The organism is Streptomyces sp. NBC_00513 (genome assembly GCF_041431415.1).
GTDB lineage: Bacteria > Actinomycetota > Actinomycetes > Streptomycetales > Streptomycetaceae > Streptomyces.
Window position 1 is genome coordinate 6,490,627 of the sequence record NZ_CP107845.1, and the last position, 26,848, is coordinate 6,517,474.

15 protein-coding genes and 2 pseudogenes are annotated in these 26,848 nt (G+C 71.2%); 13 read left to right on the forward strand and 4 right to left on the reverse strand.

Translation table 11 applies throughout. The annotated features are described in order from the left end of the window. Positions 1-8 precede the first annotated feature (8 nt). The 3 genes from OHA84_RS29605 (at position 9) to OHA84_RS29615 (ending at position 10,869) form a co-directional block, all read left to right on the forward strand. Entirely contained in the window at positions 9-4,709 is a 4,701-nt protein-coding gene (locus tag OHA84_RS29605; RefSeq protein WP_266968940.1) for a DEAD/DEAH box helicase, read from the forward strand. A gap of 839 nt (positions 4,710-5,548) precedes the next feature. Then, positions 5,549-10,300, forward strand: coding sequence for a DUF6531 domain-containing protein (locus OHA84_RS29610; RefSeq protein WP_266968938.1), 4,752 nt, complete (start codon positions 5,549-5,551; stop codon positions 10,298-10,300). A 23-nt stretch (positions 10,301-10,323) separates the two neighbouring features. Continuing rightward, the gene (locus tag OHA84_RS29615) at positions 10,324-10,869 is read left to right on the forward strand and encodes an SMI1/KNR4 family protein (protein WP_266968937.1); all 546 of its coding nucleotides are present in this window, start codon (positions 10,324-10,326) and stop codon (positions 10,867-10,869) included. Between the two features lie 70 nt (positions 10,870-10,939). Here OHA84_RS29615 and OHA84_RS29620 read toward each other — a convergent pair. Further along, a pseudogene (locus OHA84_RS29620) lies at positions 10,940-11,244 on the reverse strand (IS110 family transposase); the annotation flags it as partial. A gap of 277 nt (positions 11,245-11,521) precedes the next feature. Here OHA84_RS29620 and panD point away from each other — a divergent pair. The 3 genes from panD to OHA84_RS29635 are packed head-to-tail and all read left to right on the forward strand — an operon-like array spanning position 11,522 to position 13,257. Then, positions 11,522-11,941 carry an aspartate 1-decarboxylase gene (panD, locus tag OHA84_RS29625; RefSeq protein ID WP_030870250.1) on the forward strand — a complete coding sequence of 140 codons (420 nt, stop codon included), beginning with the start codon at positions 11,522-11,524 and terminating at the stop codon, positions 11,939-11,941. Positions 11,942-11,962: 21 nt separating this feature from the next. Further along, positions 11,963-12,316: a GNAT family N-acetyltransferase gene (locus tag OHA84_RS29630; protein ID WP_266968935.1), complete on the forward strand. Its 354-nt coding sequence runs from the start codon at positions 11,963-11,965 to the stop codon at positions 12,314-12,316. Further along, positions 12,313-13,257 (forward strand): arylsulfatase, encoded by a 945-nt coding sequence (locus tag OHA84_RS29635; RefSeq protein WP_323181846.1) that lies wholly within the window; start codon positions 12,313-12,315, stop codon positions 13,255-13,257. Before OHA84_RS29630 ends, OHA84_RS29635 begins: the two co-directional genes overlap by 4 nt. Before the next feature lie 132 nt (positions 13,258-13,389). On the opposite strand, the gene gndA is transcribed toward OHA84_RS29635, so the two are convergent. Further along, positions 13,390-14,835 (reverse strand): NADP-dependent phosphogluconate dehydrogenase, encoded by a 1,446-nt coding sequence (gene gndA, locus OHA84_RS29640; protein WP_053682423.1) that lies wholly within the window; start codon positions 14,833-14,835, stop codon positions 13,390-13,392. 183 nt (positions 14,836-15,018) lie between these two features. Here gndA and OHA84_RS29645 point away from each other — a divergent pair, with 183 nt between their 5' ends. Beyond that, the gene (locus tag OHA84_RS29645; RefSeq protein ID WP_053682424.1) at positions 15,019-16,320 is read left to right on the forward strand and encodes a transglycosylase family protein; all 1,302 of its coding nucleotides are present in this window, start codon (positions 15,019-15,021) and stop codon (positions 16,318-16,320) included. A gap of 102 nt (positions 16,321-16,422) precedes the next feature. On the opposite strand, the pseudogene OHA84_RS29650 reads toward OHA84_RS29645, so the two are convergent. Next, a pseudogene (locus OHA84_RS29650) lies at positions 16,423-17,478 on the reverse strand (DMT family transporter); the annotation flags it as partial. On the opposite strand from OHA84_RS29650, the gene OHA84_RS29655 reads away from it, so the two are divergent. The 3 genes from OHA84_RS29655 (at position 17,451) to OHA84_RS29665 (ending at position 20,965) form a co-directional block, all read left to right on the forward strand. Further along, positions 17,451-18,914 (forward strand): SDR family oxidoreductase, encoded by a 1,464-nt coding sequence (locus OHA84_RS29655; RefSeq protein WP_266952155.1) that lies wholly within the window; start codon positions 17,451-17,453, stop codon positions 18,912-18,914. The pseudogene OHA84_RS29650 and the gene OHA84_RS29655 sit on opposite strands and share 28 nt — an antisense overlap. A 677-nt stretch (positions 18,915-19,591) precedes the next feature. Continuing rightward, the gene (locus OHA84_RS29660) at positions 19,592-19,768 is read left to right on the forward strand and encodes a hypothetical protein (protein WP_159041562.1); all 177 of its coding nucleotides are present in this window, start codon (positions 19,592-19,594) and stop codon (positions 19,766-19,768) included. A 213-nt stretch (positions 19,769-19,981) separates the two neighbouring features. After that, entirely contained in the window at positions 19,982-20,965 is a 984-nt protein-coding gene (locus OHA84_RS29665) for an NAD-dependent epimerase/dehydratase family protein (RefSeq protein WP_266968932.1), read from the forward strand. On the opposite strand, the gene OHA84_RS29670 is transcribed toward OHA84_RS29665, so the two are convergent. Continuing rightward, entirely contained in the window at positions 20,951-22,390 is a 1,440-nt protein-coding gene (locus OHA84_RS29670; RefSeq protein ID WP_266952158.1) for a lipase maturation factor family protein, read from the reverse strand. The two genes, OHA84_RS29665 and OHA84_RS29670, sit on opposite strands and share 15 nt — an antisense overlap. 163 nt (positions 22,391-22,553) lie before the next feature. On the opposite strand from OHA84_RS29670, the gene OHA84_RS29675 reads away from it, so the two are divergent. From OHA84_RS29675 to OHA84_RS29685, 3 genes are all read left to right on the forward strand, one after another. Further along, positions 22,554-23,798 (forward strand): DUF6777 domain-containing protein, encoded by a 1,245-nt coding sequence (locus OHA84_RS29675; RefSeq protein ID WP_266952160.1) that lies wholly within the window; start codon positions 22,554-22,556, stop codon positions 23,796-23,798. 7 nt (positions 23,799-23,805) lie between these two features. Beyond that, the gene (locus OHA84_RS29680) at positions 23,806-25,869 is read left to right on the forward strand and encodes a SpoIIE family protein phosphatase (RefSeq protein ID WP_053682430.1); all 2,064 of its coding nucleotides are present in this window, start codon (positions 23,806-23,808) and stop codon (positions 25,867-25,869) included. Between the two features lie 79 nt (positions 25,870-25,948). Beyond that, positions 25,949-26,809, forward strand: coding sequence for an Fpg/Nei family DNA glycosylase (locus OHA84_RS29685; RefSeq protein ID WP_053682431.1), 861 nt, complete (start codon positions 25,949-25,951; stop codon positions 26,807-26,809). Positions 26,810-26,848: the final 39 nt, after the last annotated feature.

Below are 26,848 nucleotides of genomic sequence, written 5' to 3' on the forward strand. Positions count from 1 at the left end.
CCAGCCCGTTGCACAGCCTCGACCCGCTTGCCACGTCCGCACTGATCAGCGACACCTACCGTCGCTATCTGCGCTCCCTGCTGCCCCTGCGTGAACCCCGCCTCGCCGAGGCCCTCGCCCACGCCATCGACACCAGCCCACTGCTCACCAAGGGGCCTCTGCTGGAGGCCACCCCCGCCTACGCCCCGGGCGCCACCCTCGACGAGCTCATCGGCGAGGGGGTACTGGATCCGGCGTTCCGGCAGTTGACGGGACCCGCCCTGCCCGCCGACCGCCCCCTGTACCGCCACCAGGAGCAGGCCCTGCGCAAGGCCGTGGCCGGACGCAACCTGGTCGTCGCCACCGGCACGGGCTCGGGCAAGACCGAAAGCTTCCTGCTGCCCATCCTCAACACCCTCGTCGCCGAACACGCCCGCGGCGCCCTCGGCCCCGGCGTCCGCGCCCTGCTGCTGTACCCGATGAACGCACTGGCCAACGACCAGATGAAACGGCTGCGCCGACTGCTGGCCGCGGTCCCCGACATCACGTTCGGCCGCTACACCGGCGACACGAAGGACGACCCGCGCCGCGCCGCCGACACCTTCGAACAGCTCAACCCCGGCGAGCCGCGCCTGCCCAACGAACTGCTCAGCCGCCGCGAGATGCGCGCCAAGCCGCCCCACATCCTGCTCACCAACTACGCCATGCTCGAGTACCTGCTGCTCCGTCCCCAGGACATGGACCTCTTCGAAGGGGAGCACGCGGGCGGCTGGAGGTTCATCGTCGTCGACGAGGCCCACGTCTACGACGGGGCACGCGGCGCCGAACTGGCCATGCTGCTGCGCCGGCTGAAGGACCGGGTGGGCCGAGGCCACGACATCCAGGCCATCGCCACCAGCGCCACCGTCGGCGCGGAGGAGAACCCGGCCGCCGTCACCGCCTTCGCCCAGGCCCTCTTCGACGTTCCCTTCCACTGGGACGCCGACGATCCGGCCGCACAGGACCTCGTCACGGCGACCCGGGTGGGCGCACCCGACGGCCCGCACTGGGGGCCGCTGCCGACCACCGAGTACCTGCGCCTGGCCGCCACGGCCATACCCGGGCCCGAGATCGTGTCGGCCGCGCGCATGAACGGACTGGCCGCCACCACCCCGGCGGCAGCCCTCGCCGCCGAAGCCGGGACAGCCGCCCTGCGCCGCGCCCTCGCCGATGGGCCCCGGCCCGTGAGCGAGATCGCACACACCGTCTTCCCGGACGACCCGGCGGGGCCGGCCGCCGTCACCGCGCTCATCCGGCTCGCCGGCCGACTGACCGACACCGACGGCGCCCCCGTGCTCTCCGCCCGATACCACCTCTTCGCGCGCGCCACCGAAGGCGCCTTCACCTGCCTCGACCCGGCCGGCCCCCATCTCGACCTGGCCCGCCACGAGAGGTGCCCGCACTGCGCACGCCCCTCCTTCGAACTGGGCGCCTGCCGCCGCTGCGGTGCCGTACACCTGCACGGCACCCTTGACGGGCCGGGTGGACGACCTCGTCTCGTGCACCGAAAGTCCCCTGACAAACCCCACACCTGGCTGCTCCTGGACGGGGACGCATCGGGCGCGGGCTTCGACGAGGACGACGAAACCCTCGGCGAGGGTGCCAAAGGCGGTCTCAGCGAGCGCCGGCTGTGCACCCGCTGCGCGACGGTGCACACCGCCGGAACGACGGCCTGCACGACGCACGGATGCCAGGGCACCGAACTCCGCCGCGTCCACCAACTCGACACCCATGAGGGAACCCCGGCCTCCTGCCTCGCCTGCGGCGCCCACGGCCACGGCATGATCCGCCTCTTCGAGACGGGCAACGAGGCCGCGGCCTCGGTCCTCGGCACCACCCTCTACCAGGCGCTGCCCCCGGCGCCCGACGGTCCCGCCGCCATGCTGCCGGGACAAGGCCGCAAACTCCTGTTCTTCAGCGACAGCCGGCAGGCCGCCGCGTACTTCGCCCCCTACCTCGAGGACTCCTACACCCGCATCCAGCACCGGCGCCTGATGATGCAGGCAGCCCTGAAGGGCTGCCCCGACCCCGACGAGCCGCTGCACATCGACGATCTCGTGGCACACGCGGTCCGCGCCGCCGACCGAGCCGGAGTGTTCCGCCGCAACGACTCCCGGCAGGCCAAACAGCGCGAGGTCGCCCTGTGGGTCATGCAAGAGGTACTCAGCCTTGACGACCGCCAGTCACTCGAAGGCCTCGGCCTGCTCCGTGTCGATCTCGACCGCGAGCCCTTCTGGCAGCCCCCTTCGGTCCTGACCTCCCTCGGCCTGACGGATGACGAGGCCTGGCAGCTGGTTCAGGAACTGCTGCGCACCGTACGCAACCAGGGCGCCCTCACCATGCCCGAGGAAGTGGACGCGGGCGACGAGGCGTTCGCCCCGCGCCGCGGGCCGGTCTGGGTCCGCTCCAAGGGCTCCGACGCCACGCGCAAGGTGATCAGCTGGTTGCCCAGCGCGGCCGGCGTCTCCAACCGCCGCGTCGACTACCTGGAGCGGGTGCTCGACGCGCTCGGCCACGCGGGTGACCGGCGCGGCGCGGCGCTGGAGACACTGAGCCGCCTGTGGAGCGACCTCACCACCGGGTACCTCGCCGACTGGCTGCCGGGGGAGGGTCAGGCCGGAATCGGCGTGGTCCGCCGGCTTGACCACGCATGGCTGCGACTGCGGCCCGTCACCACGGAAAGCGACCCCCTCCACGCCTGCGACCGCTGCCGCCGCGTCGTCCCCGTGTCCGTACGGGGAGTGTGCCCCACGCTGCGCTGCACCGGCCGTCTCGACGAGTACAAGCCCACCACCGAGGCGGACGGCCACCTCCGCCGCCTTTACCTCACCTTCGACCCCGTCCCGCTGCGGGCCCAGGAACACACCGCGCAGTGGACCGGCGAGAAGGCCGCCGAGATCCAGGGCGAGTTCGTCCGCGGACAGATCAACGCCCTTTCCTGTTCGACCACTTTCGAACTCGGCGTCGACGTCGGTGACCTGCAGGCCGTCGTCCTGCGCAACATGCCCCCCTCCACCGCCAACTACGTGCAGCGGGCCGGACGCGCCGGGCGGCGCGCGGACTCCGCCGCCCTCGTCCTCACCTATGCCCAGCGCCGCCCCCACGACCTCGCGCGGTACGCGGAACCCCAGCGAATGATCGCCGGGGAGGTCCGAGCCCCGATCGTCCCCGTCGACAACGTCCGGATCGACCGCCGCCACGCCCACTCCATCGCCCTCGCCGGCTTCTTCCGCGCCATGAAGGAGGAACGGGGCCGCATCTGGCGTACGGCAGGCGAGTTCTTCCTGCCCGACGACACCACCGGTGAGATCGCCGCCCACGCGGTACGAGACTGGCTGACGCCCGCCCCGGAAGGCGTCACCGCTTCGCTGCGCCGGGTTCTTCCCGAGAGCGTTCAGGACGAGATCGGTGTGGAATCGGACGCCTGGGTCGACGAACTGGACCGTCTCCTGCGGGCCGCGCAGCAGATCCTCGATCAGGACGTCACCGCCTACAGCGAACGCCGCGACCAAGCGGTTGCCACCCGCCAGTACCGGCAGGCGGAGATGTATCAGAAGGTCATCCACAACCTGACGAAACGCGACCTGCTGGGTGTCCTCGCCAACCGCAACGTGCTGCCCAAGTACGGATTCCCCGTGGACACCGTCGAACTGCGCATCCCGCAGGACGGCGGTCCCGTCGCCGGGCAGCTCGAACTCACCCGAGATCTGAGTGCCGCCGTCCATGAGTACGCGCCAGGTGCGGAGATCGTGGCGGGCGGCCGGTTGTGGTCCTCCGCCGGCGTCTACCGCCTGCCCGACCGCGAACTGGTGAGCCGCCACTACGCCGTGTGTGGCACGTGCGGGCGCTACACGGACGCAACCGAGCCCCTGGACCCCACCTGCACCGCCTGCGGCGCGCCGTCCACCACCGCACCGCGTCGCTACATCGAACCCGTCTACGGTTTCGTCGCCGCGCGCGGGGCTCAGCGCAGGCCAGGGCAGGTCCCGCCGCGCCGGTCCTGGCACGGCGACGTCCACATGTGCACCGACACCGCCGACGTGCGGGACGGGACGACGGCCTTCACCTCCGGTCACACCACGGCCTGGTCGGCGGGAGCACGGGGCGAGATGGTCGTCGTCTCGGATGGGCCGGGCGGCGCAGGCTACGAGATCTGCGACTGGTGCGGCTGGGGCCGTCCGCACGCTCGGGCGGGGAACCGCCGTGCGGGCCATCCGCATCTGCTGAAGGACACCGACTGCACCGGCCCGCTGCGGGTCGTCTCCCTCGCGCACCGCTACCAGACCGATTTCCTCCAGATTCACCTTGACCCGCTCACCGCCCTGTCGGCACCGCAGGAACGCCTTCGTTCAGGCGTCTACGCCCTGTTGGAAGGCGCGGCCACCCATCTGGAGATCAGCCGTGACGACATCGACGGCACGGTCCACACGGGGATCGACGGCATGCCGTCGCTGCTGCTCTTCGACACCACACCGGGCGGCGCGGGGAACGTGGTCCGTATCGGGGATCGTCTCGAACCGGTCGTCGCCGCCGCACTCGCCCGAGTCGGCGCCTGTGAGTGCGGACCGGAGAGCAGCTGCCACGCATGCCTGCGGACCTTCCGCAACCAGGGTTTCCACGAGCTGTTGAGCCGTCGTGAGGCCGTCGCGCTCCTCGATGCCCTGGCGGGCAGGACCGCGGCTGAAGGGTAGGCCCGTCACGGCGACGCCGGCCGTGGAGGCCGCCGACGGTCCTCACCCGGTCCGGCGTCGTCGTCCCGGTCGCGGGGAGTCGTTGTACTCTCCGGAGACCGCCCTTGACCTGTGTGAAGCAGGCAGGGAGCAGACACATCGGGAGTACTCCATGCTGCGCACCATGTTCAACTCCAACATCTGACATCTGGGCGTTTCCGCAGGTCAGCGGCGTGACGCCGGGGTTCTGGTCAGCAATCGGTCAGCATCAGCCCCTTGGGTCGTTCATAGCGTCACACTCAACCCCCAGCGTCGGCAGCAGCGTTTCGCCGGGCGAGAGAGGGGACCCGAACGTGACTGACCCCGCCGTAGGTGTACGCCCACCCGCTTTAGCGCGCCGACTTCCCGGCCGAGGAAAGCGGCGCACGGATGTCCTGCGCGAGTACGAGTAACTCAATTCCGAACGCCACAGCGGCCGGTGGCCGTTCGTCTGGGCGGGCCGCATCTCGATGCCGGAACAAGCCCCCTGATCAGGTCGAACCCGTACACCACTTCCCTGGACGCAACCAGCTTGTCTGTCGGCGGGCCCGGAAGCACCGCGAGCACTGCGATCCCTGGGCCAATTCCCGTCGGCTGCTCGACAAGTGTGTCGACCGGCATGCCCGCGCCCCCCCGTGAAGGTTCTTCGGACCAGCCACACGGCCCAACAGGACAGAGCGCGTCGCCGAAGCAACACATGGTGCGGACCGATCGAGGTGCACGGATGTCTGCATCTGCTGGTGCGGACTGCTCATCAGATCGCCTACGTGATAGGAATGTTCGTTTACTGATCAGATTATGACCATGGGGGATGGGGTCGCGTGGCTGTCACGGTGCCCGACTGGGCGGACACACTGCTGGACCTCATCGGTGTGGCTTGGCCGAACGTGGACGAGGACGCCTACCGGGAGATGGCCGACGCACTCCGCGAGTTCGCCGAGGATCTGCTGGACGACGGCCAGCTCGCCAACAACCACGTCGAGCGCCTCCTCTCGGCCAGTAAGGGCGAGTCGATCGAGGCCCTGAACCGGCACTGGAACACGGTCAAGGGCAAGCACTTCAAGGACATCGCGGAAGCCGCCCGCACCATCGCCAGTGCGATGGACATGGCGGCCGGAGCCGTCGAGGGCATGAAGTACGCGGCTCTCGTCCAGTTGGGCTACCTCGCCGCCGAAGCCGGCATAGCCCTCTCCCTCATCCCGGTCACCGCCGGCCTCTCCGCCCTGTTCGGCGCTGCCGCGATGCGCCTGACCCAGGAAGTCGTGAAGCGACTCATCAAGGAGTGCGTCGAGGAAGCCGTCGGCTACATCGTCTCCGCCATGACCGAACCGGCCGTCGCCGCCCTGGAAGGGATGGCCGCCGACCTCGTCGTCCAGCTCGGCTCGATGGCCCTCGGCTTCCAGGACGGCGTCGACCTCGGCCAGACCAAGAACGCCGGAAAGGACGGATTCAACGACGGGGTCCAGTCCGGCAAGGAAGCCTTCCACCTCGCCTCCGCAGGCGGCGGCTCCGGTGGGGGAGGCACCGGCCTGGTCGACCTGCACATCGAGCACAGCGAGCACGACCGCGCCGGCACCAGTCTCACCACCGTCAGCACCGGCATCCACGGCAAGACCAGCTCCAAGCTGACCAAAGCCAAGTCCCACCATGGTCGCACCCGAGGCCGTGACTCGATAGCACAGGCCATCGACCCCGTCGCCGACAAGGCATTGGCAGCCCTCACCAAGGCCACCAAGGCGATGGGCGACCACGTCGGCACCACACTCCCCAAAGCCGTCAAGCGGATATCCACCGACCACAAGAAGAACGACCAGGTCATCGGCGACGGCTTCAACCGGATCAAGGGCAAGGATCGCGATGGCGGCCAGGGCGGCCCCGGCAAGGGCAGCCCCGTAGACCGTCACAAGAGCGACGCGGATGTCCGCACCAAGCCGGACTCACTGCGCGTGGCCAAGGACGATCCGCGGCGCAACAGCATCCCGTTGAATGGCAAGACGTGCAAGAACGACCCGATCGACGTCGCCACGGGCGAGATGACCCTGCCCCAGACCGACCTCGTGCTCCCCGGCACCCTGCCGCTCACCCTCAGCCGAACCCACCTGTCGGAATACCGCTACGGACAGTGGTTCGGCCGCAGCTGGGCCTCCACACTCGACGAGCGGCTCGAAGCCGACCCGCTCGGCGGCGGTCTCATCTGGGCGCGCGAGGACGGCTCCCTGCTCGTCTACCCCCAGTTTCCGCAGGCGGGCGACGAACCCGTGCTGCCGCTCGAAGGGCCCCGGCTCCCGCTCACCCACAGCGGGGAGGCCGACGCGCACGCGACGTACCGGATAACCGACCCGCACACCGGCACCTCGCGGTACTTCACGGGCAGCCCGTACAACGCCTCGCCGGCGTACTGGCTCACCGAGATCGAGGACCGCAACGGCAACGGCATCACCTACAGCCGGCAGAGTGACGGCGCACCCGCCACGGTCAGCCATGACGGCGGCTACCAGGTGCAGGTCGTCACCGGCCGGGGGCGCATCGAGTCGCTCCTGCTGCGCACTCCGTCGGGACCCGTCACCGTTCTGACGTACGACTACGACGAGCGCGGCAACCTGAACGCCGTCACCAACTCCTCCGGCCTGCCGCTGCGCTTCACCTACGACGACGCCGACCGCATCACCTCGTGGACCGATCGCAACGGCTCGACCTTCCGGTACGTGTACGACGGCGCCGGCCGCGTCGTGGAAACCATCGGACCGGACGGCTACATGTCGTCCTCGTTCGCCTACGACACCGCAGACCGCGTCACCCGGTACACCGACTCGACCGGCGCCACCACCACCTTCCAGCTGAACGAGCTGCTCCAGGTCGTCGCCACCACCGACCCGCTCGGCCACACCACCCGCACCGACTACGACGCCTACGACCGCGTCCTTGCCGAGACGGACCCGCTGGGACGGACCACGACCGTCGAGTACGACGACGCCGGCCGCCCCCTCGCCCTCATACGCGCTGACGGCCACCGCACCACCGTGACGTACAACGGCCAGGGCCTGCCCGCCACCCTCACCGAACCTGATGGCGCCGTCTGGCAGCACACCTACGACGACCACGGCAACCGGACCGCTCTCACCGACCCGGCCGGCGCCGTCACGGCGTACACCTACAACGGACGCGGCGCGCTCACCGCCGCGACCGACCCCACCGGGCAGACGGTCCGGATCGGACGTACCGCGGTGGGACTCGTCGAGAGCCTCACCGACCCCGCGGATTCGGTCACCACCCATGCGTACGACCCGTTCGGTCGTCTGGCCACCCATACCGACCCCCTTGGCGGCACGACAGGTCTGACCTGGTCGGTCGAAGGACTCCTGACCTCCCGCACCGGACAGGGCGGGAGCACCGAACAGTGGTCCTACGACGGGGAAGGCAACTGCACCTCCCACACGGACCCGCTGGGCCAAGTCACTACCCACGAGTACACCCACTTCGACCTTCCCACGGCCCGCACCACCCCCGATGGGGTCCGGCACGTCTTCCGGCACGACTCCGAGCTCCGCCTGACAGAGGTCACCAACGCCCAAGGCCTCATCTGGCGCTACGGCTATGACCCCACCGGACAGCTGGTCTCGGAGACCGACTTCAACGGGCACACACTCGCCTATGCCTACGACCCCGCCGGTTTCCTCGTGGCCCGCACCAACGCCGCCGGCCAGAGCACTCGCTACCTTTACGACACCGTGGGCAATCCGGTGGAGAAGGACATCGCCGGAAGTCCGATCAGCTATGCCCACGACCCGTGCGGCCGGCTCCTGCGAGCAGTCGCACCAGACTCGGTTCTGGAGTACGCCTACGACGCTGCGGGTCGTGTCGTAGGCGAAAGCATCGACGGCCGGACCGTACACACGACGTGCGATGCTGCCGGACGGAGAACGAGCCGCACCACACCCTCCGGCACCACGACGACGTACACCTACGACGAGGCCGGCCACCGCGCCACCCTCACCAGCGCCGGACGGACCCTGTCCTTCAGTCACAACGCCGTCGGCCGTGAAACGCTGCGCACCCTGGCAGGCGCGTTCACCCTCACGCACACGTGGGACCCTGCCGGCCGGTTGGACGAGCAGACCCTCACCGGCCCCTGCTCCCCGAACCCGCTCCAGAAGCGCTCGCACACCTACAGCCTGGACGGGCACCTGAGCGCCGTCACCGACCAGAGGGGAGGCCGCCGCACCTTCACCCTCGACAGGGCAGGGCGGGTCACGGCCGTCGACGCGGCGGGGTGGAGCGAGAAGTACGCCTACGACTTGGAAGGCAACCAAAGCAGCGGCCACTGGCCGGGCGGCCTGCCCGGCGCCGAGTCCCAGGGCGGACGCGACTACAACGGCACCTGCCTCACCCGCGCCGGATCCGTCCGTTACGAACATGACGCCCAGGGCCGCATCACCCTGCGGCAAAGGCCCCGACTCTCCCGGAAGCCCGACACCTGGCGCTACACCTGGGACACCGAGGACCGCCTCGTCGCGGTGACCACGCCCGACGGGACGCGCTGGCGTTACCGGTACGACCCGCTCGGCCGACGCATCGCCAAGCAGCGGATGGCCTCCGACGGCACGAGCGCCGTCGAGGAGACACTCTTCGCCTGGGACGGCAGCACCCTCGCCGAACAGACCACCCGTGTCGCCCACAGCCCGGAGGAACTCAGCCTCACCTGGGATCACGACGGCTACAAGCCGCTCCTCCAAGTCGAGAGCAAGGCCTGGGTCGATGTCCCGCAGAACGTCATCGACCAGCGATTCTTCGCGATCGTCACCGACCAGATCGGCACCCCCACCGAGCTCGTCGACGAAAACGGCCGCATCGCCTGGCGCAGCCAGAGCACGCTGTGGGGCACCACGGTCTGGAACCGGGACGCCACTGCACACACGCCACTACGCTTCCCTGGCCAGTACTTCGATCCCGAGACCGAGCTCCACCACAACTACTTCCGTCACTACGACCCGCAGACCGCTCGCTACCTCACTCTCGATCCACTGGGGCTTGACCCGGCGCCCAACCCGGCCACCTACGTGGCCAACCCCCACACGGACTACGACCCGCTCGGCCTCAAGCCATGCGACGAGTCGGACCCGACCTGGGGTGGCCGCGTTCGCTACAGCAGCGGTCCTGGAGGCCGCGCAGGCGTCATGCGCGCCACCATCGAACCGGGCATGACCGGCGGCACGACCAAGCCACCGTCCAAGGTCTTGGGCTACGAGAAGCGCAAAAACCTCAACAAGACGCATCTCTTGGGCGCGCAGATCGGCGGGTCGAACAAGGACTCGCGCAACTTCGTGACCATGCACCGCTTCGCCAACTCGCCGGTCATGAAGAAGATCGAAGACCAGATCCGCGCCGCGGTCGACGCAGGAGAGACCATCGAGTACACGGTCACTCCTGTCTACTCAAGCGCTACCGACCCCACCGACGTGATCCCCAAAGGCCTGATGATCCATGCCCGGGGTAACCGGGGATTCCAGTTCACTCCCTATGAGGGCGGATCAGCGGTCAATCACATCACTATCCTTAACGTCCCCAAGCACTGACCTGCCGATACAGGAGCGTCATCATGAATCCCACCGTGGAACGCCTCACGCAGCTCATCCCTCCTCCGCAGGAATCGGCTGCGCGCGACTGGGCGGACATCCAGGGCCGTCTTGGCCATGCACTGCCCGAGGACTACAAGGAGCTCATCGACCTGTACGGCGGGGGCCTCTTCGACGAGACGATCTGGGTCCTCGAGCCCGACTGCGAGGACAAGAACTACGACCTCTACACGATGGTCGAAGAGCGTGCCGAAGTCCTGGCCCGCCTGTGGGGCGGAGACCGCGGCGAGCCCAAGCCCCGCGAGCTCGCATCCCCCGGCACCGGCCTGGTGCCGTTCGCCTACATTGAGGGCACGGGAGCCTTTCTGTACTGGCTCACCCGGGAGGGCCAGGACCCTGCGGACTGGACGGTGATGGCCGATGCCGGTCGCGGCCCTGAGTGGGAAAGCTACCCGGCGCCTTGCGTCGAGTTCATCGTGTCCGCTCTCACCGGTGAAATCCGAACCGACATCCTCAGTGAACTTCCCGCCGACACACACGAATTCGAATCGAACGACGATATTCTCTGAATTGGTCCCACGGGGTGTGGCCTCGAACGAGGGCGCCGAATGTGGCCGAGCCCCTTGATTCCGACATCACCTCGTCCGACGCGGCGAAGATCTCCTCGGCCAGACGCTCGGCCATCCTCGGCGCCTGCGGCCGCAGTAGGGTGACCGGTCGCCGTCTGCCGGCCTTGTGTATCTGGGCCGGTGACCCGAACCGCTCCAGCGGAGTCAACACGGCCGGGTGCTGCAACCGCGGCCCAGGACCCGTTCCGGCGACGCATGGATCCGGGTCAGGGGGCCGAGGAGCCGGTTCGCGACCCGAGTGGCCTCGCCGGCCAGGTCGTCGTCGAAGCCGACGATCATCTCGCCCTCGCCGTCGATCGCCCGCAGCGTGTGGGGCTGCGGCGTGCGCGAGGCGCCAAGCTTCCGCTGAATCCCTTGCCGTCTTACCTGCGTTCTCGATGAAGACGCCTGTCGGCCGTCCGCGATCACGAGCATCCCGGTCCGAGCAGTCCCCGTGCTGCCTGATGACGCGCCGGAAAAGCCGGCAATCAGTCAGCGTGAGTCCTGAAAGTCCTGGCGACAGCTGACCGAACATGCCAATCGTTGTACGCTGCCGGGACCGCCCTTGACCTGCGTGAAGCAGGCAGGGAGCAGACAATCCGGGAGTTTCTCCATGCTTCGTACCATGTTCAAGTCCAAGATCCACCGGGCCACCGTGACCCAGGCCGACCTGCACTACGTCGGGTCGGTCACCGTCGACGCCGACCTGTTGGACGCGGCCGACCTGCTGCCCGGGGAGTTGGTCCACATCGTGGACATCACCAACGGCGCGCGGTTGGAGACGTACGTCATCGAGGGCGAGCGCGGGTCCGGTGTCATCGGGATCAACGGCGCCGCCGCCCACCTCGTGCACCCCGGGGACCTGGTCATCCTCATCAGCTACGCGCAGGTCGAGGACGCCGAGGCCCGGGTGCTGAAGCCCCGCGTCGTGCACGTGGACGCGGACAACCGCATCATCGAGCTGGGTGCGGATCCCTCCGCGCCCGTACCGGGAACGGATCAGGAGCGCAGCCCCCACGCGGTTGCCGTCTGACGAGGTCGGGAGTCGGGAACCATGGCGGACGAGCCGACGATCGTGTTCGAGGACGACCGAGAGGCCGGGCGGTTGCTCGCCGTCGAGGAAGGGGTCGCGGTCGGCTTCATCGCCTACTTCGTCCTCGCGGAGGAACCCCACGCCCTGGTGGCGGTCCACACGATCGTCGAGCCCGGGCACGAAGGGCGGGGCATCGCGGGGCGTCTGGTGGAGACCTTCCACACGATCGCCGCGGCCGAGGGGGTGCCCGTGGTGCCGCTCTGCCCGTATGCCGCGAGTTGGGCCGCCAAACACCCCGACCTGGCGCGCGTGGCCCCGGCGGAGGTCGTGGCGGCGGCCGAGGCGCAGCTCGCCTCGGATTCCGACCTGTGGTGACGGACGCCGCCGCGGCGGCCCACGCGGCCCTGACGCTGCTGCACACGTCCGCGACGCACGTCCCGGTCTTCGACGCGCTGCGCGATCGGGATCACCCGGGCGCCGTCCTACGGCACCTGGTGGTGCCGGAGTTGCTGGACCGGGCCCGCGCGGAGGGCCCGGAGGCGGTGGCGCCGGCGGTCCGGGAACTGCTCGGCGGGTGCTCCGGCCCCGTGCTGGTCACCTGTTCGACGATCGGTGCGGTCGTGGAGGCGCAGGCCGGGCCGCTGGGGGTGGCGTTGTTCCGGGTGGACCGGCCGATGGCCGCCGAGGCGGTCCGGATCGGCGGCCGGATCACCGTACTGGCCTCGTTGGAGTCCACGCTGGCTCCGACCGCGGGGCTGCTGGCCGAGGAGGCGGGGACGCGCGAGGTGTCCGTTCGGACACGGGTGGTCGCCGGAGCCTGGGACCGGTTCGCGGCCGGTGACGAAGCCGGCTCCCTCGCCCTGGTGGCCGAGGCGATCGACGCCGTCACGGACACGGACGTCATCCTCCTCGCCCAGGGCTCGATGGCCGGCGCCGCGGCATCGGCCACGACCCTGATCCCGGTCCTGACGGGCCCCGCCCGGGGCCTGGCCGCCGCGCTCGGCCGTCAGTCGGTACGTGCGTCCGCCGGTCGGCCGTCCTCCGGGGGGCGTACCGCAGGGGTTCCGGGGAAGGTGGGACACATGGTGCGAATCGAAGAGCAGACCCAGCCTCCGGTCCCCGGCCCCGACCCGCAGCCCCCGGTGCCGGGACCCGATCCGACGCCGGGGCCCCGACCGTTCCCTGATCCCGAGCCGCCCACGCCGAGGCCGGCGCCGCCCGTACCCGGCCCGGTGCCCGAGCCCGACCCGATCCCGGCGCCGCCCGGACCGGCCCCCGTGCCGCAGCCCGGCCCGCTCGGCTCGATCGGGGCCTGAGACCCGAACCCGGCCCGGTCGAGGTCCGCTCGACCGGGGTCCGGGCCGCCTCGGGCCCGCTCGGGGTCCGGTGCGCGTCGGCCCGCGCGCCGTGCGGCAGTGGGGGGTGGACGGTCTCCCGTCCGCAGTGCGTCAGTCCGTGCGGACCTCGGAGCGGTCGCCGCTCCAGAGGGTGTGGAACGAGCCCTCCCGGTCGGTGCGCCGGTAGGTGTGCGCCCCGAAGAAGTCCCGCTGGCCCTGGGTCAGGGCGGCGGGCAGCCGCTCCGCCCGCAGGGCGTCGTAGTACGCCAGCGAGGCCGCGAACGCCGGCGCCGGGATGCCCTGGCGGACCGCCGCGACCAGCACCTCCCGCCAGTCGTCCTGCGCCGCGCCGATCTCCTGGGCGAACTCCGGGTTCGCGAGCAGGCTCGGCAGCGCGGGCTCGGCGTCGTACGCGGCACGGATCCGGTCCAGGAACGCCGCCCGGATGATGCAGCCGCCGCGCCACAGCGAGGCCACCGCGCCCAGGTCCACGTTCCAGTCGTACTCGGCGCTGCCCGCCTGGATCTGGTGGAAGCCCTGCGTGTACGAGACGATCTTCGAGGCGTACAGGGCCTGCTCGACCTGGGCCGCGAAGGCGTCGGCGGCGGCCCCGGAGAGCGGCGTGGCCGAGGGGCCCGCCAGGTCGCGCGAGGCCTTGCGCAGGTCACCGTGACCGGACACGGCGCGGGCGAAGACCGCCTCGGCGATCCCCGAGACCGGCACGCCCAGGTCGAGGGCGATCTGTACGGTCCAGCGCCCCGTGCCCTTCTGCTCGGCGGCGTCGGCCACGACGTCCACGAACGGCCGTCCGGTCGCGGCGTCGGTGTGCGCGAGGACCTCTGCCGTGATCTCGATGAGGTACGAGTCCAACCGGCCCGTGTTCCAGGTCCGGAAGGTCTCCGCGATCTTCGCGGGGGAGTAGCCGGCGACCTCGCGCAGCAGGTGGTAGGCCTCGGCGATGAGCTGCATGTCGGCGTACTCGATGCCGTTGTGCACCATCTTCACGAAGTGCCCGGCGCCGTCGGGGCCGATGTGCGAGACGCAGGGGGTGCCGTCGGCGGCCTTCGCCGAGATCTTCTCCAGCAGCGGGCCGAGGGAGGTGTACGACTCGGCCGGGCCGCCCGGCATGATGCTCGGGCCGAGCAGCGCGCCCTCCTCGCCGCCCGAGATGCCGGCGCCCACGAAGTGGATGCCCTGCTCGCGCAGCTCGCGTTCGCGGCGGCGCGTGTCCTCGAAGTGGGCGTTGCCGCCGTCGATGATCACGTCGCCCTCCTCCAGGAGCTCGGCGAACTCGCGGATCACGGCATCGGTGGGCTCGCCGGCCTTCACCATGACGATCAGGCGGCGGGGTCGTTCCAGCGCGTCGACGAACTCCTTCGCGGACTCGGCCGCGACGAAGGAGCCCTCGTGCCCGAACTCCTCCACCAGGGCATGGGTCTTCGCGGCGGTGCGGTTGTGGACGGCGACGGTGAATCCGTTGCGGGCGAAGTTCCGGGCCAGGTTGCTGCCCATCACCGCGAGCCCGGTGACACCGATCTGGGCGGTGCTGCTGCTCATGCGTGCGCTCCTGCGTGCCTCGATGTGCGGGGACCCCCGACGCTACATCGACCGGGATGTGAGAGCTCGTCCGTTGTGCACTGATTCTCAACTTCACCTTGAGGCAGGCTGGTTGTGATACTTGCCGGGCGACTCGTGTCGCCGCTACCTTGTGCCCTTCCTGATGTCTCCAAGGGGGCTCCCATGGGCGTACGGGGCCGGCACCGCCGGTACCAGCCGAGCAGCATCAACCGGGCCTCGCTCGTCGTCACCGCCGGTGGCGCCGGGATCGCGCTCCCTCTCGTCGGAGCCGGGTCCGCCCATGCCGCCTCGGTGGAGACCTGGAACAAGGTCGCCACCTGCGAATCGACCAACAACTGGCAGATCAACACCGGCAACGGGTACTACGGCGGGCTCCAGTTCAGCCAGAGCACCTGGCGGGCCTTCGGCGGGACCGCCTACGCCCCCCGCGCCGACCTGGCCACCAAGGCCCAGCAGATCGCCGTCGCGGAGAAGGTCCTCAAGGGGCAGGGGCCGCAGGCCTGGCCCTCGTGCGGACCGGCCGCCGGACTCAGCCGCAGCGGCCCGGCGCCCGCCGTCACCCCGCACCCGCAGTCCACGAAGCCGCAGCCGGCGAAGGCCCGGACCCCCGCGCCCCAGCCCGTGAAGGTGCAGGTCACCGCCAAGCTCCCGCAGGACGGGGCCGCGACGCCGAAGACCGCGCCGCGTCCGACCGGCACCTCCGTGCTCCCGAACCCGTACGTCGTCGCCCCCGGGGACTCTCTGTCGGCCATCGCCACCGACCAGCACGTCGAGGGCGGCTGGCAGGCGCTGTACGAGACCAACCGGGCCACCGTCGGCGCCGACCCGAACCTGATCCTGCCCGGCCAGCGCCTCACCCTGCGGATCACGGCCGCACCGCCGGCGCGGAATCCGGAGAAGCCGCCGCGCACCGCGAAGCCGGTCAAGCCGGTGGCCCCGGCCGCGCCGAAGCCCGAGCAGAGCAAGCCCGCCCCGAAGGCGAAGCCGAAGCCCACGCCGGAGCAGAGCAAGCCCGCCCCGAAGACCGAGGCGGCCTCAGCGAAGCAGCAGACCTCCTCGGGCGGCTTCTTCGCGCCCGTCGACGCCGGACTCGGCACCGCCTACCGCGTCGCGGGCTCCTCCTGGTCCAGCGGCTACCACACGGGCGTCGACTTCCCGGTGCCCACCGGTACCAGCGTCAAGGCGGTCGGTTCCGGCACCGTGGTCTCGGCCGGCTGGTCCGGGGCCTACGGGTACGAGGTCGTGATCCGGCACGCCGACGGCCGGTACTCCCAGTACGCGCACCTGTCGGCGCTCGGGGTCAGGGGCGGACAGCAGGTCTCCGGCGGCCAGCGGATCGGCCGCTCCGGCTCGACCGGCAACAGCAGCGGTCCCCACCTGCACTTCGAGATGCGCACCGGACCCGGCTACGGCTCCGACATCGACCCGCTGCGGTACCTCCGCGGGCACGGCGTCAGCATCTGACCCGCGCACGTGCGGCGGCACGGCCATGAGCAGGACGAGGCCGGCCGCCGCCACCGCGGCGCACACCGCCGCCGCCAGCGCGCCCGGCGACCCGTAGCGGAAGCCCTCGTCGAACACCGAGATTCCCACGGCCGCCGCGACCACCGGGTTGACCACGGTCACCGTCGCCAGCGGCGCCGTCAGCCCCGCCCCCCGGTAGGCGGCCTGCGACAACAGCAGCCCGCCCGCCGCCAGCGTGGCGATGGCCGCCAGGTCGGGCCACATCGCGGTCGGCGCGTCCAGGGAGAAGCCCTCCGCCACCGACTTCGTGAACACCGAGGCCATGCCGAAGGCCGTACCGGCCGCCGCGGCCAGCAGCACACTGCGCCGCACCGCCCGGCGCGTGCGGCGCGCCGTCAGGAACAGCACCGCCATGGACGCACCCGCGACCGTCAGCAGCAGGGTTCGACCCCCGTGCGTCAACGCCTGCTCCGCCCGGCCCTCGCCGCCGGTCAGGGCCAACAGCCCCGCCAGGCCGACCGTGGCGAGCACCGCTCCGCGCCACGCCGCCGCGCCCGCCCGGCGATGGACGAGGACGGCCGCCATCGGGAGCGCGAAGACGATGGTCAGGGCTCCGAGCGGCTGCACCAGGCTGAGCGGTCCGTACGCCAACGCCACCACGTGCAACAGCGCGCCGAGCGCGTTCAGCCCGACCGCGAACCACCAACCGGCCCGGCGCAGGGGCGCGTAGGACCGGTTCGGCGAGCCCGCCGCCACCTGCTCCTGGACGATGGCGCCGCCCGCGTACGCGACGGCGGACACCAGGCAGAGCAGAACGGACACCGCGAAGGCACTCATGAATTCCACAATGCCCGACCCGGGTGCCCTATTCCTCCCCCCAGAGGAGCCTCCGGAGGGCTTCGAGTCATCCTCTCGGCATACTCCGGTGGTACTACGGGACGGCCGGACAGACGGATTCCGGCCACGCCGTCGATCAACGTCGAACCCCTCCCCACCGTGACGGGCCACTCGCGGTGCGTGAGACGCCCGGGCACGGGTTTGTCCCCGGGCGCGTCGCCTCCGTACAGTGGCCCTTTTGGGACCTCCGCAGCAGGCGGACGCGGACGAGTGATCAAGGAACGGCAGCGGCCATGACGGTGACCGAAGACAACCACGCATACGGGCCGGGCATCGACCCCGAGCGGCTGGCCCTCGTCCTCAACGTGCTCGGTGAGCTCGACAAGCTCGACGTCGACCACCCCGACGCCATCACCGTACGCCGTGCCACCGCCGGCCTCTACCGCACGGTCAAGCAGCGTCGCCGCCAGGACCGCCGCGCCGCCAAGACCGCCAACGACAAGGCCGTCACCGAGGCGACCGCGACCGGCTCCGCCGAGCGCATCGACGACGAGACCCAGGGCAACGCCCTGACCGCCGCCACCAAGGGTCCGATCGCCGGAATACTCCAGCGTCCGCGCTCCTGCTACATCTGCAAGACCCGCTACGTCGAGGTCGACGCCTTCTACCACCAGCTCTGCCAGGACTGCGCCGCCTTCAACCGCGCCCGCCGCGACGCCCGCACCGACCTGACCGGCCGCCGCGCCCTGCTCACCGGTGGCCGCGCCAAGATCGGCATGTACATCGCGTTGCGGCTGCTGCGCGACGGCGCGCACACCACCATCACCACCCGCTTCCCGAGCGACGCGATCCGCCGCTTCAAGGCCATGCCCGACAGCTCCGAGTGGCTGCACCGCCTGAAGATCGTCGGCATCGACCTGCGCGACCCGGCCCAGGTCGTCGCGCTCGCCGACTCGGTCGCCGCCGAGGGCCCGCTCGACATCCTGATCAACAACGCCGCGCAGACCGTGCGCCGCTCCCCGGGTGCCTACAGCGAACTCGTCGCCGCCGAGAACGCCCCGCTCCCGGCCGGCGAGCTGCCCACCTCCGAGGTCATCGGCACCTTCGGCAGCGGCACCGTCGACCGGGTCGCCGCCCTGCCCACCGGCAAGGGCGAGAAGCTCAGCGCGCAGGACGTCACCGAGCTGGCGCTGGTCTCCGGCTCCGCCTCCCTGGAGCGGATCGCCGCCGGCACGGCCATCGACGCCGGTGGCCTGGTCCCCGACCTGCACGACACCAACAGCTGGATCCAGACGGTGTCCGAGGTGGACCCGATCGAGCTGCTCGAAGTGCAGCTGTGCAACTCCACGGCGCCGTTCATCCTGATCAGCAGGCTCCGGCCGGCGATGGCCGCCGCCGAGGCCGGCCGCAGGTACGTCGTCAACGTCTCCGCGATGGAAGGCGTGTTCAGCCGCGGCTACAAGGGCGCCGGCCACCCGCACACCAACATGGCCAAGGCCGCGCTGAACATGCTGACGCGGACCAGCGCGCAGGAGATGTTCCAGAAGGACCAGATCCTGATGACCGCGGTGGACACCGGCTGGATCACCGACGAGCGGCCCCACCCGGACAAGGTCCGGCTCGCCGAGGAGGGCTTCCACGCCCCGCTCGACCTGGTGGACGGCGCGGCCCGCGTGTACGACCCGATCGTGCGCGGCGAGGCGGGCGAGGACCTGTTCGGCGTCTTCCTCAAGGACTACGCCCCCGCCAACTGGTAGGCCTTCCCCTCCTCACCCGCTCGCCCGTGCCGACTCCGGCCGGGCGAGCGGTGTTTCCTCCCCGGGGCGCGGCCCCGGAGTGCCGGGGCGCGCGTGCGGCTCTGCCGGGCGCGGGGTCCCCGCGTCCTCCTTTCGGGTGAGGCCGCGAGCGCGTGGTGCCTCCCGCCGGCTGCCTCGTACGTGTCCGTCCCGATGACGCGGGCCGCCGCTCGGCCGTCACCCGCTCGGCCCAACGCCCCGCCCCGCCCCTCATGCCCCCGGCGCGTCCCGTCCTGCCCCCTGCGGCCCGCGCGGGTCGTCCCGCTCCGTCGGGACACGGCCGTCGTGTCGGTGGTGGAACTCGCGCGGGTGGACCCGGTCGCCGTTACGGTCGGGATTGCCGCCGGCACCCCGGCAGGCTCAACCGACCCCCACTGCGCGCCTTCTCGTACGTCGTACAGCCCACTCCGGTGAACCGCCGGCGTCCGACGTACTGAACTCGGGGCGAAAACAAGTGATCCGGAGTGGATTTTACCGTTCCATCGAGCGGGACCCCGCTCATATGTGTACTCTGATCGGCATGGAGGCCTCACCCGGGCCCCGCTCCACCAAGGCGCCACCGCGTCCGGAAAACCTTTATTTCCCTATCTCCGGCGCGCGATCAGCCCGCTGGGTTACGCGACACAAGGGAGTTCGCGGTGACTGAAATGACCAAGCCCGACCCATCGCTGGAGCGAACCGTCCGAGCGGTGAAGGGGAAGACCCGGTCCGACGAACTCGGAAGCCTCGAAGTGTGGGCGCGTTCCGCCCCCATCCGGCTGGCGGGTTACGAGGACGACCTGGCCGAACCGCACATCCTCCCCGGCATCGACTAGAGCCGCCGGCCCCTCTTGGGCCCCCGACCTGCGCCCCCGCGCCACACCACGGCGACGGGGGCGAGGCATGCGCCCCTCGGCCCCGACAGGGCCCCGCCGCGACTCCGACACCGGTCCGTGCGACCGGAGTTCCCGATTCGCGTACGCCCTGGGCGTCATCGCCGAGAGCGATCACGGGTTCCGCGCCGGCCGCCCGCCGGGCAGGCTCATTCCATGAAACTACTGATGCTGGGTGGCACCGAATTCGTCGGACGCGCGATCACCGAGGACGCCCTCGCCCGGGGCTGGGAGGTGACCGTCTTCCACCGCGGGCACCACGCACCCCCGCCCGGGGTCCGCGTCGTGCACGGGGACCGCACCTCCGTCGAGGGCCTGGCCGGCCTCGCCGACGGTGAGTGGGACCTCGTCGTCGACACGTGGAGCGGCGCGCCCACCGCCGTGCGCGACGTCGCCCGCCTGCTGGCCGACCGCGTCGGGCGGTACGTCTACATATCCAGCCGCTCGGTGTACGCCTACCCGGCCCCGGCCGGCCTCGACGAGGACGGCCCGCTGATCGAGGGCTCGGCCGACGCCGAATCCATCGCCTACGCCGAGGACAAGCGCGGCGGCGAACTCGCCGCCCTCGACGCCTTCGGCGACCGCGCCCTGCTGGTGCGCGCCGGCCTGATCATCGGCCCGTACGAGAACGTCGGCCGACTGCCCTGGTGGCTCAACCGCGCCGCCCGCGGTGGTCCGATGGTGGCTCCCGGACCGCGTGGGCACCGGCTCCAGTACATCGATGTGCGCGACCTCGCGGCCTGGACCCTGGACGCCGCCGAGGCCGGGCGCGGCGGCCCCTACAACCTGGTCTCCCCGGTCGGCCACGCCACGATGGAGGAGCTCCTGGAAGCGTGCCTCGCCGCCACCGGCGGGAACGCCGAGCTGCGCTGGATCGACCCGGCCGCGATCGAGGCGGCGGGCGTCCAGCCGTGGACCGAACTGCCGATCTGGCTTCCCGAGGGCGGCGAACTGCACGCGTACATGAGCGGCGACGTGACCAAGGCGGTGGAGGCGGGGCTCGTGTGCCGCCCCGTCGCCGAGACCGCCGCCGACACCTGGGCCTGGCTCCGATCCCTCGAAGGCGACGCCCCGCTACGCCCCGACCGCTCGGCCAAGGGGATCTCCCCGGAGCAGGAGGCGGCGCTACTCGGGCTCTGACCGGGAGGTCTCCGCGAGGCGGGTGGGCGGCAGGTACTCGCGCAGCAAGGTGCGGTGCCACCACGCGCCCGTCTCACGGAGCTCCCGCCAGGTCGTGAACCGGTAGCGGTAGAGCCTGGCCCGCACATGCACCGGAGGGGCGTCCGGGAAGGGGTTGTGCCGCAGCAGCCGCAGCGTGTCCCGGTCACCGGCCAGCAGGCGCTCGACGAACGGCCCGAACCAGTCCCGCGCGTAGCCGGGGGAGAGCGCCGCGAACCACATCAGCCAGTCCAGGCGCAGGTGGTACGGGGCGAACTGGCGGGGCATCCGGCCCGGCGCGCCCGGCTTGCCCCTGAACTCGTAGGCGCGCCAGTCGCCGTCCTCACGCGGCACCCGGTCCGCGCTCCCCTCCACCACCACCTCGTCCCGGACGCGCCCCACCGTGCCGAACGCCCCGTACGTGTTGACCAGGTGCAGGGAGTCGAAGGAGCGGTTCATCGCCTGGCGGCGGGAGGCCATGTTGGCCACCGGGTGCCGGCTGAGCCAGAGCACCAGGGCGCTCACCGCGCACACCAGCACCACGAACCAGAGCGGCGCCCCGCGCGAGGCGGCCTCCGGCGGCGGGCCCGCGAGCCCCGTGAAGTCGATCGCCGACAGCGCGATGGTGATCGTGATCCAGTTCAGCCACGCGAAATTGCCCGACAGGACCAACCACGCCTGGGTGGCCACGACGATCGCGGCGGCGTACGAGGCCACCGGCTGCGGAGTGAAGAGCAGTACCGGGACCACGAGCTGGGTCACGTGGTTCGCCGCGCACTCCACGCGGTGCAGCGGCTTCGGAAGGTGGTGGAAGAACCAGCTCAGCGGCCCGGGCATCGGCTGGGTCTCGTGGTGGTGGTAGAGACAGGTGAGCTTCCGCCAGCAGGGGTCGCCCCGCATCTTGATCAGCCCGGCCCCGAACTCCACCCGGAAGAGGACCCACCTCAGCAGCCACAGCACGAGCACCGGTGGCCCGATCCGGGCGTTGCCGAGAAAGACCGCGAGGAACCCCACCTCCAGCAGCAGCGACTCCCAGCCGAAGGCGTACCAGGTCTGTCCCACGTTCACGATCGACAGGTACAGCAACCAGGGAACGGCCCACATGGCCATCGCCGCCCCCAGCGGCACCAGGTCCCCGACGCCGGCGGCGAGCGCGGCCGCGAACACCGCCCCCGTCCACGCGCATCCGGCGAACAGGCCGTCGGAGTAGCGCAGTTGGAACAGGCTCGGGGCGCGCCGGAAGGGCACGTGCCGCACGTGTCGCGGCACGGGCAGCATGCCGTGCGCCCCGATCAGCGCCCGGAACTGCAGGGCCGCCCCGACGAAGGCGAGGAGGTACACCCCGGCCAGGGCCCGCTGGAAGACCAGCCGGCCCAGCCAGTAGTCGGGCGCCGTGAACCAGTCCATCCCCTCCAGTATCGGGCGCCGGGGCGGACCGCGCCGGTCAGTGGAGGCGTATGCGCGCTCGGAGAGGCTGTGACCACACGAGTTCCTTGAACGCGTTCAAGATGCGGCCCCGGGAGAGATGCGGCAGACAAGGAGGAGCAACCGGGGCGAAAGGAAGAAACACGTGAGCGACGGGCCCGACGTGCACGCACCGACACACCGTCACCATCCACACCGTCAGACACCACGCCGTCACACACCGGCCAGAGCGCCCCTCTTCGCGCTCGTCGGCCTGCTCGGGCTGCTCGCCACGGCCTGCGGCACGACCGAGGAGCCCCGGGCCGCGGCGGCCGGCCCCGAGAGCCAGGAGGTCCACCTCCAGCCGGTCGGCACGGCCGGCCCCGACCCGTTCACCAACTCCTCGGCCACCGCCGAGTCCGCCCCCGTCCAGCCGCCGCTCCCCAACGCGTCCGGCCAGGGCATCCGCACCGTCAACGCCGCCACCCCGGGCCTGTACGGCGGAACCCAGCGGCTCGGCAGCTGCGACGTCGAACAGCAGGTCGGCTTCCTCACCGGGGACGATGCCAAGGCCGGTGCCTTCGCCCGCGCCTCCGGCATCGAACAGGCGAGGCTCCCCGAGTACCTGCGCGGCCTCACCCCGGTGGTGCTGCGCGCCGACGCCCGCGTGACCAGCCACGGCCTGCGCGACGGCCGCGAGAAGAGCTTCCAGTCCGTGCTCCAGGCCGGGACGGCCGTCCTCGTGGACAACCACGGCATGCCCCGGGTGCGCTGCGCCTGCGGCAATCCCCTGGGCGCGCCGCGCGCCCCCAAGGGGAGCCCGGTGCTCAAGGGCGACGCGTGGAACGGCTACCAGGCGAACCAGGTGATCGTCATCGAGCCCACCGCCCAGGTGCTGGGCAGACTCACCATTGTCAACATCGCCAACAACACCTGGATCGAGCGGACGAGCGGCGACGACGGAGCCCAGGACAGGACTCCGCAGGCGGTGCCCCCCTACGATCCTTCGGACGGCATCCCGAACGGTCCCGTCACCTCCGCCGAGCCGTCCCCCGGGGAGTCGGCACCCCCCGGGGCGCCGTCCGACGGCCCCTCCGGCCCGCCCGCGGACGTTCCCGGCGGTCTTCCCCCGGGCGTCCCGAGCGGGCAGCCGCAGGAGGTACCGTCCGGCCCGGCGGCAGGGGTGCCCTCCGAGGTCCCGCCCGGCGTACCGCCCGGTCAGCCGTCGGACATCCCCCCGGACCCCTTCACGGAGCCGATGCCCGTCGACCCGGGGTCGCCGAACGGTGACCCGGGGTTGCCGACCGGACCGGACGCGGCGCCGGACCAGGTGGATCCGTACGGCCCGGGCACCGTCCCCGACGTCGGGCAGCAGCCCTCGGACCCGGGCGGGCAACTGGAGAGCGCCTGACCCGCCGGTGTGTCATGGTGGATCGGTGCCGACCACCGTATCGCTGCCGGACGACTGGCCCGCACACCCGGACCGGTCGCTCTCGCTGAACCGCATGGGCAGTTTCGACTGGGACCTGGTCACCGGGCTCATGCATCTGGACGCAGCGGCCCTCGACGTCTTCGACACGGACCCCGCCGCGTACGACGGACGCCCCGCGTCCCTGTCGCCGCGCGTTCCGGCAGCGGAGGCGACCCGGCTCGACGCCCTCGTGTCCAGTGCCCTCAAGAGCGGGGTGGACAGTTACGGCGCCTACTTCCGCATCCGCTGCCGCGACGGCCGACTGCGCTGGACGCACACGCAGGGCCGGGTCATGCGCGGCGCGGACGGGCGGCCGCACCGGATCATCGGCATCGTCCGCGACGCGACCGAGGAGCTCAGCCACTCGGCCGAGCGCCTCGGTCTGGACGAGGAACGCCGCCGTCAGACGTCCGTCGTGGAGAGCACCACGGCCGCCCTCGCCCACGCGCGCACCGTTCGGGACGTCATCGACGTCATCGGTGACGCCCACGGCCTGGAGCGGCTCGGCTCGATGGGCATGGTGATGGGCCTCGTCGAGGCGGGCCGCATCCACCTGGTGGCCGAAGGGCCCGTGGGCAGTTTCGTGCCGGGCACCCGTTACACCCGCATCGACGAGGCGTACCCGATGAGCGAGGTCGTCCGCTCGCTCGAACCGCGCTTCCTCGACTCCGCGGAGGAATTCGCCGAGGGCTATCCGGAGCTCTGGGCCAAGATCTCGTACATGGACATCTCGGCCGCCGCGTATCTGCCGCTGATCGCCCAGGCCCGCCCGATCGGCGCCATCGGACTCCTCTACCAGGACAAGGACGGCTTCACCCAGGACGAACGCAATCTGCTGGTCGCCCTGGGCAGCAGCATCGCGCAGAGCCTCCAGCGGGCCATGTTGCTGGAACAGGAACACGACCTGGCGGAGGGCCTTCAGCAGGCCATGCTGCCGCGCCGCATCCCGTCCGTCCCCGGCGTCGACATCGAGGTCCGCTACCGCTCCGCCCGGATGGGCCAGGACATCGGCGGCGACTGGTACGACGTCATCCCGCTGCCGGGCGGCAAGGTGGGCGCGGTCATCGGGGACGTGCAGGGCCACGACACCCACGCGGCGGCGGTCATGGGACAGCTGCGGATCGTGCTGCGCGCCTACGCGGCCGAGGGGCACTCGCCGGCCACGGTGATGGCCCGGGCGTCCGTCTTCCTCCACGAACTGGACACCGACCGGTTCGCCACCTGCCTGTACGCCGAGGTCGACCTGGCCACGGGCGTGCTCCAACTGGTCCGGGCCGGCCACATCGACCCCCTGCTGCGCACCCGGGACGGGGACTGCCTGCGGCTGCCGGTGGAGGGCGGGATGCCGCTCGGGCTGTCGGCGGAGTTCGGCAGGCTGGAGTACGGCGTCACCACGGTGGAACTCGATCCCGGGGAAACGCTTCTGCTCTGCACCGACGGGCTCGTCGAGGAACCCGGCGCCGACCTCGACGACGGCATCCGACTCCTCACCACCCTGATCCGCAAAGGACCGGCCGACCTGGGGGAGCTGGCCGACCGGCTCTGCGAGGTCGTCGACGAGCGGGGTGGCAACGACGACATGGCCCTCCTGTTGCTGCGACGCCAGCCGGACGAGACCCCACAGGTCGGCGGACGTCTCCAGCAGCACGTGGCCCCCGGCGACCCCGAGGCGCTGGTCGCCGCCCGCCACATGATCGGCGCGGCGGTTCGGGCCTGGGGTGCCCGGGGCCGGTCCGACGAGATCGAACTGGTCGCGGACGAGTTGATCGTCAACGCCCTGATGCACACGGACGGACCGGCCATCGTGACGCTGCGGATCCTGGCCGGTTCGCAACGACGCCTGCGGGTGGAGGTCGAGGACCGCTCCAGCGCGCTGCCGAGGCGTCGCGAGGCGGGCGACTCCGGGGTGTCGGGGCGAGGCCTGATGCTGGTGGACCGGCTCGCGGACGTGTGGGGCGTGGAGCCGCGGGGGAGCGGCAAGTGCGTGTGGTGCGAGTTCGTCATGGGGTAGGCGAGGCGTCCGGAGCGCATGCCGAGTCCCGAGCGCATGCCGAGTCGCGCCGTCGGGGAGCCGGCGGCAGGCTGGGAGGATGCCAGAACTGCCCGAGGTCGAGGCTCTGCGGGAGTTCCTCGACGAGCACCTCGACGGACGGGTCGTCGAACGGGTCCTGCCGCTCGCCGTCAGCGTGCTCAAGACGTACGACCCCCCGCTCACCGCCCTCGAAGGCCACTCGATCGGGCCCACCGCGCGGTACGGGAAGTTCCTGGCCCTGCGCGTCGGCGAACTCCACCTCGTCACCCATCTGGCCCGGGCCGGATGGCTGCGCTGGCAGGACGCCATGCCCGAGCAGCCGCCGCGTCCCGGGAAGGGCCCGCTCGCCCTGCGTCTCCTGCTGGAGGGCGGCGGCGGCTTCGACCTCACGGAGGCGGGCACGCAGAAGCGGCTCGCGGTGTACGTGGTCCGCGATCCGCAGGAGGTTCCCGGCATCGCCCGGCTCGGGCCGGACCCGCTGGCCGAGGGCTTCGACCGGGACGCCTTCGCCGCGCTGCTGGCGGGGGAGCGGCGGCAGATCAAGGGGGTGCTGCGCGACCAGGGCGTCATCGCCGGCATCGGGAACGCGTACAGCGACGAGATCCTCCACGCGGCCCGTGTCTCGCCGTTCAAACTGGCCGCCTCCTTCGACGAGCCGCAGGTGACCTCCCTGTACGAGGCCGTCCAGAGCACCTTGCGCGAGGCGGTGGCCCGGGCCCACGGGGTGGCCGCCGGGCGGCTGAAGGCGGAGAAGAAGAGCGGCCTGCGCGTGCACGGCCGGACGGGGGAGCCCTGTCCGGTGTGCGGCGACACGGTGCGCTCGGTGTCCTTCGCCGATTCCTCGCTCCAGTACTGCCCCACCTGCCAGACGGGCGGCAAGCCACTCGCCGACCGGAGGCTGTCCCGGCTCCTGAAATAGCCTTCTCCCGCCGCGACCGGCTGCGTAGAATCCGCCACC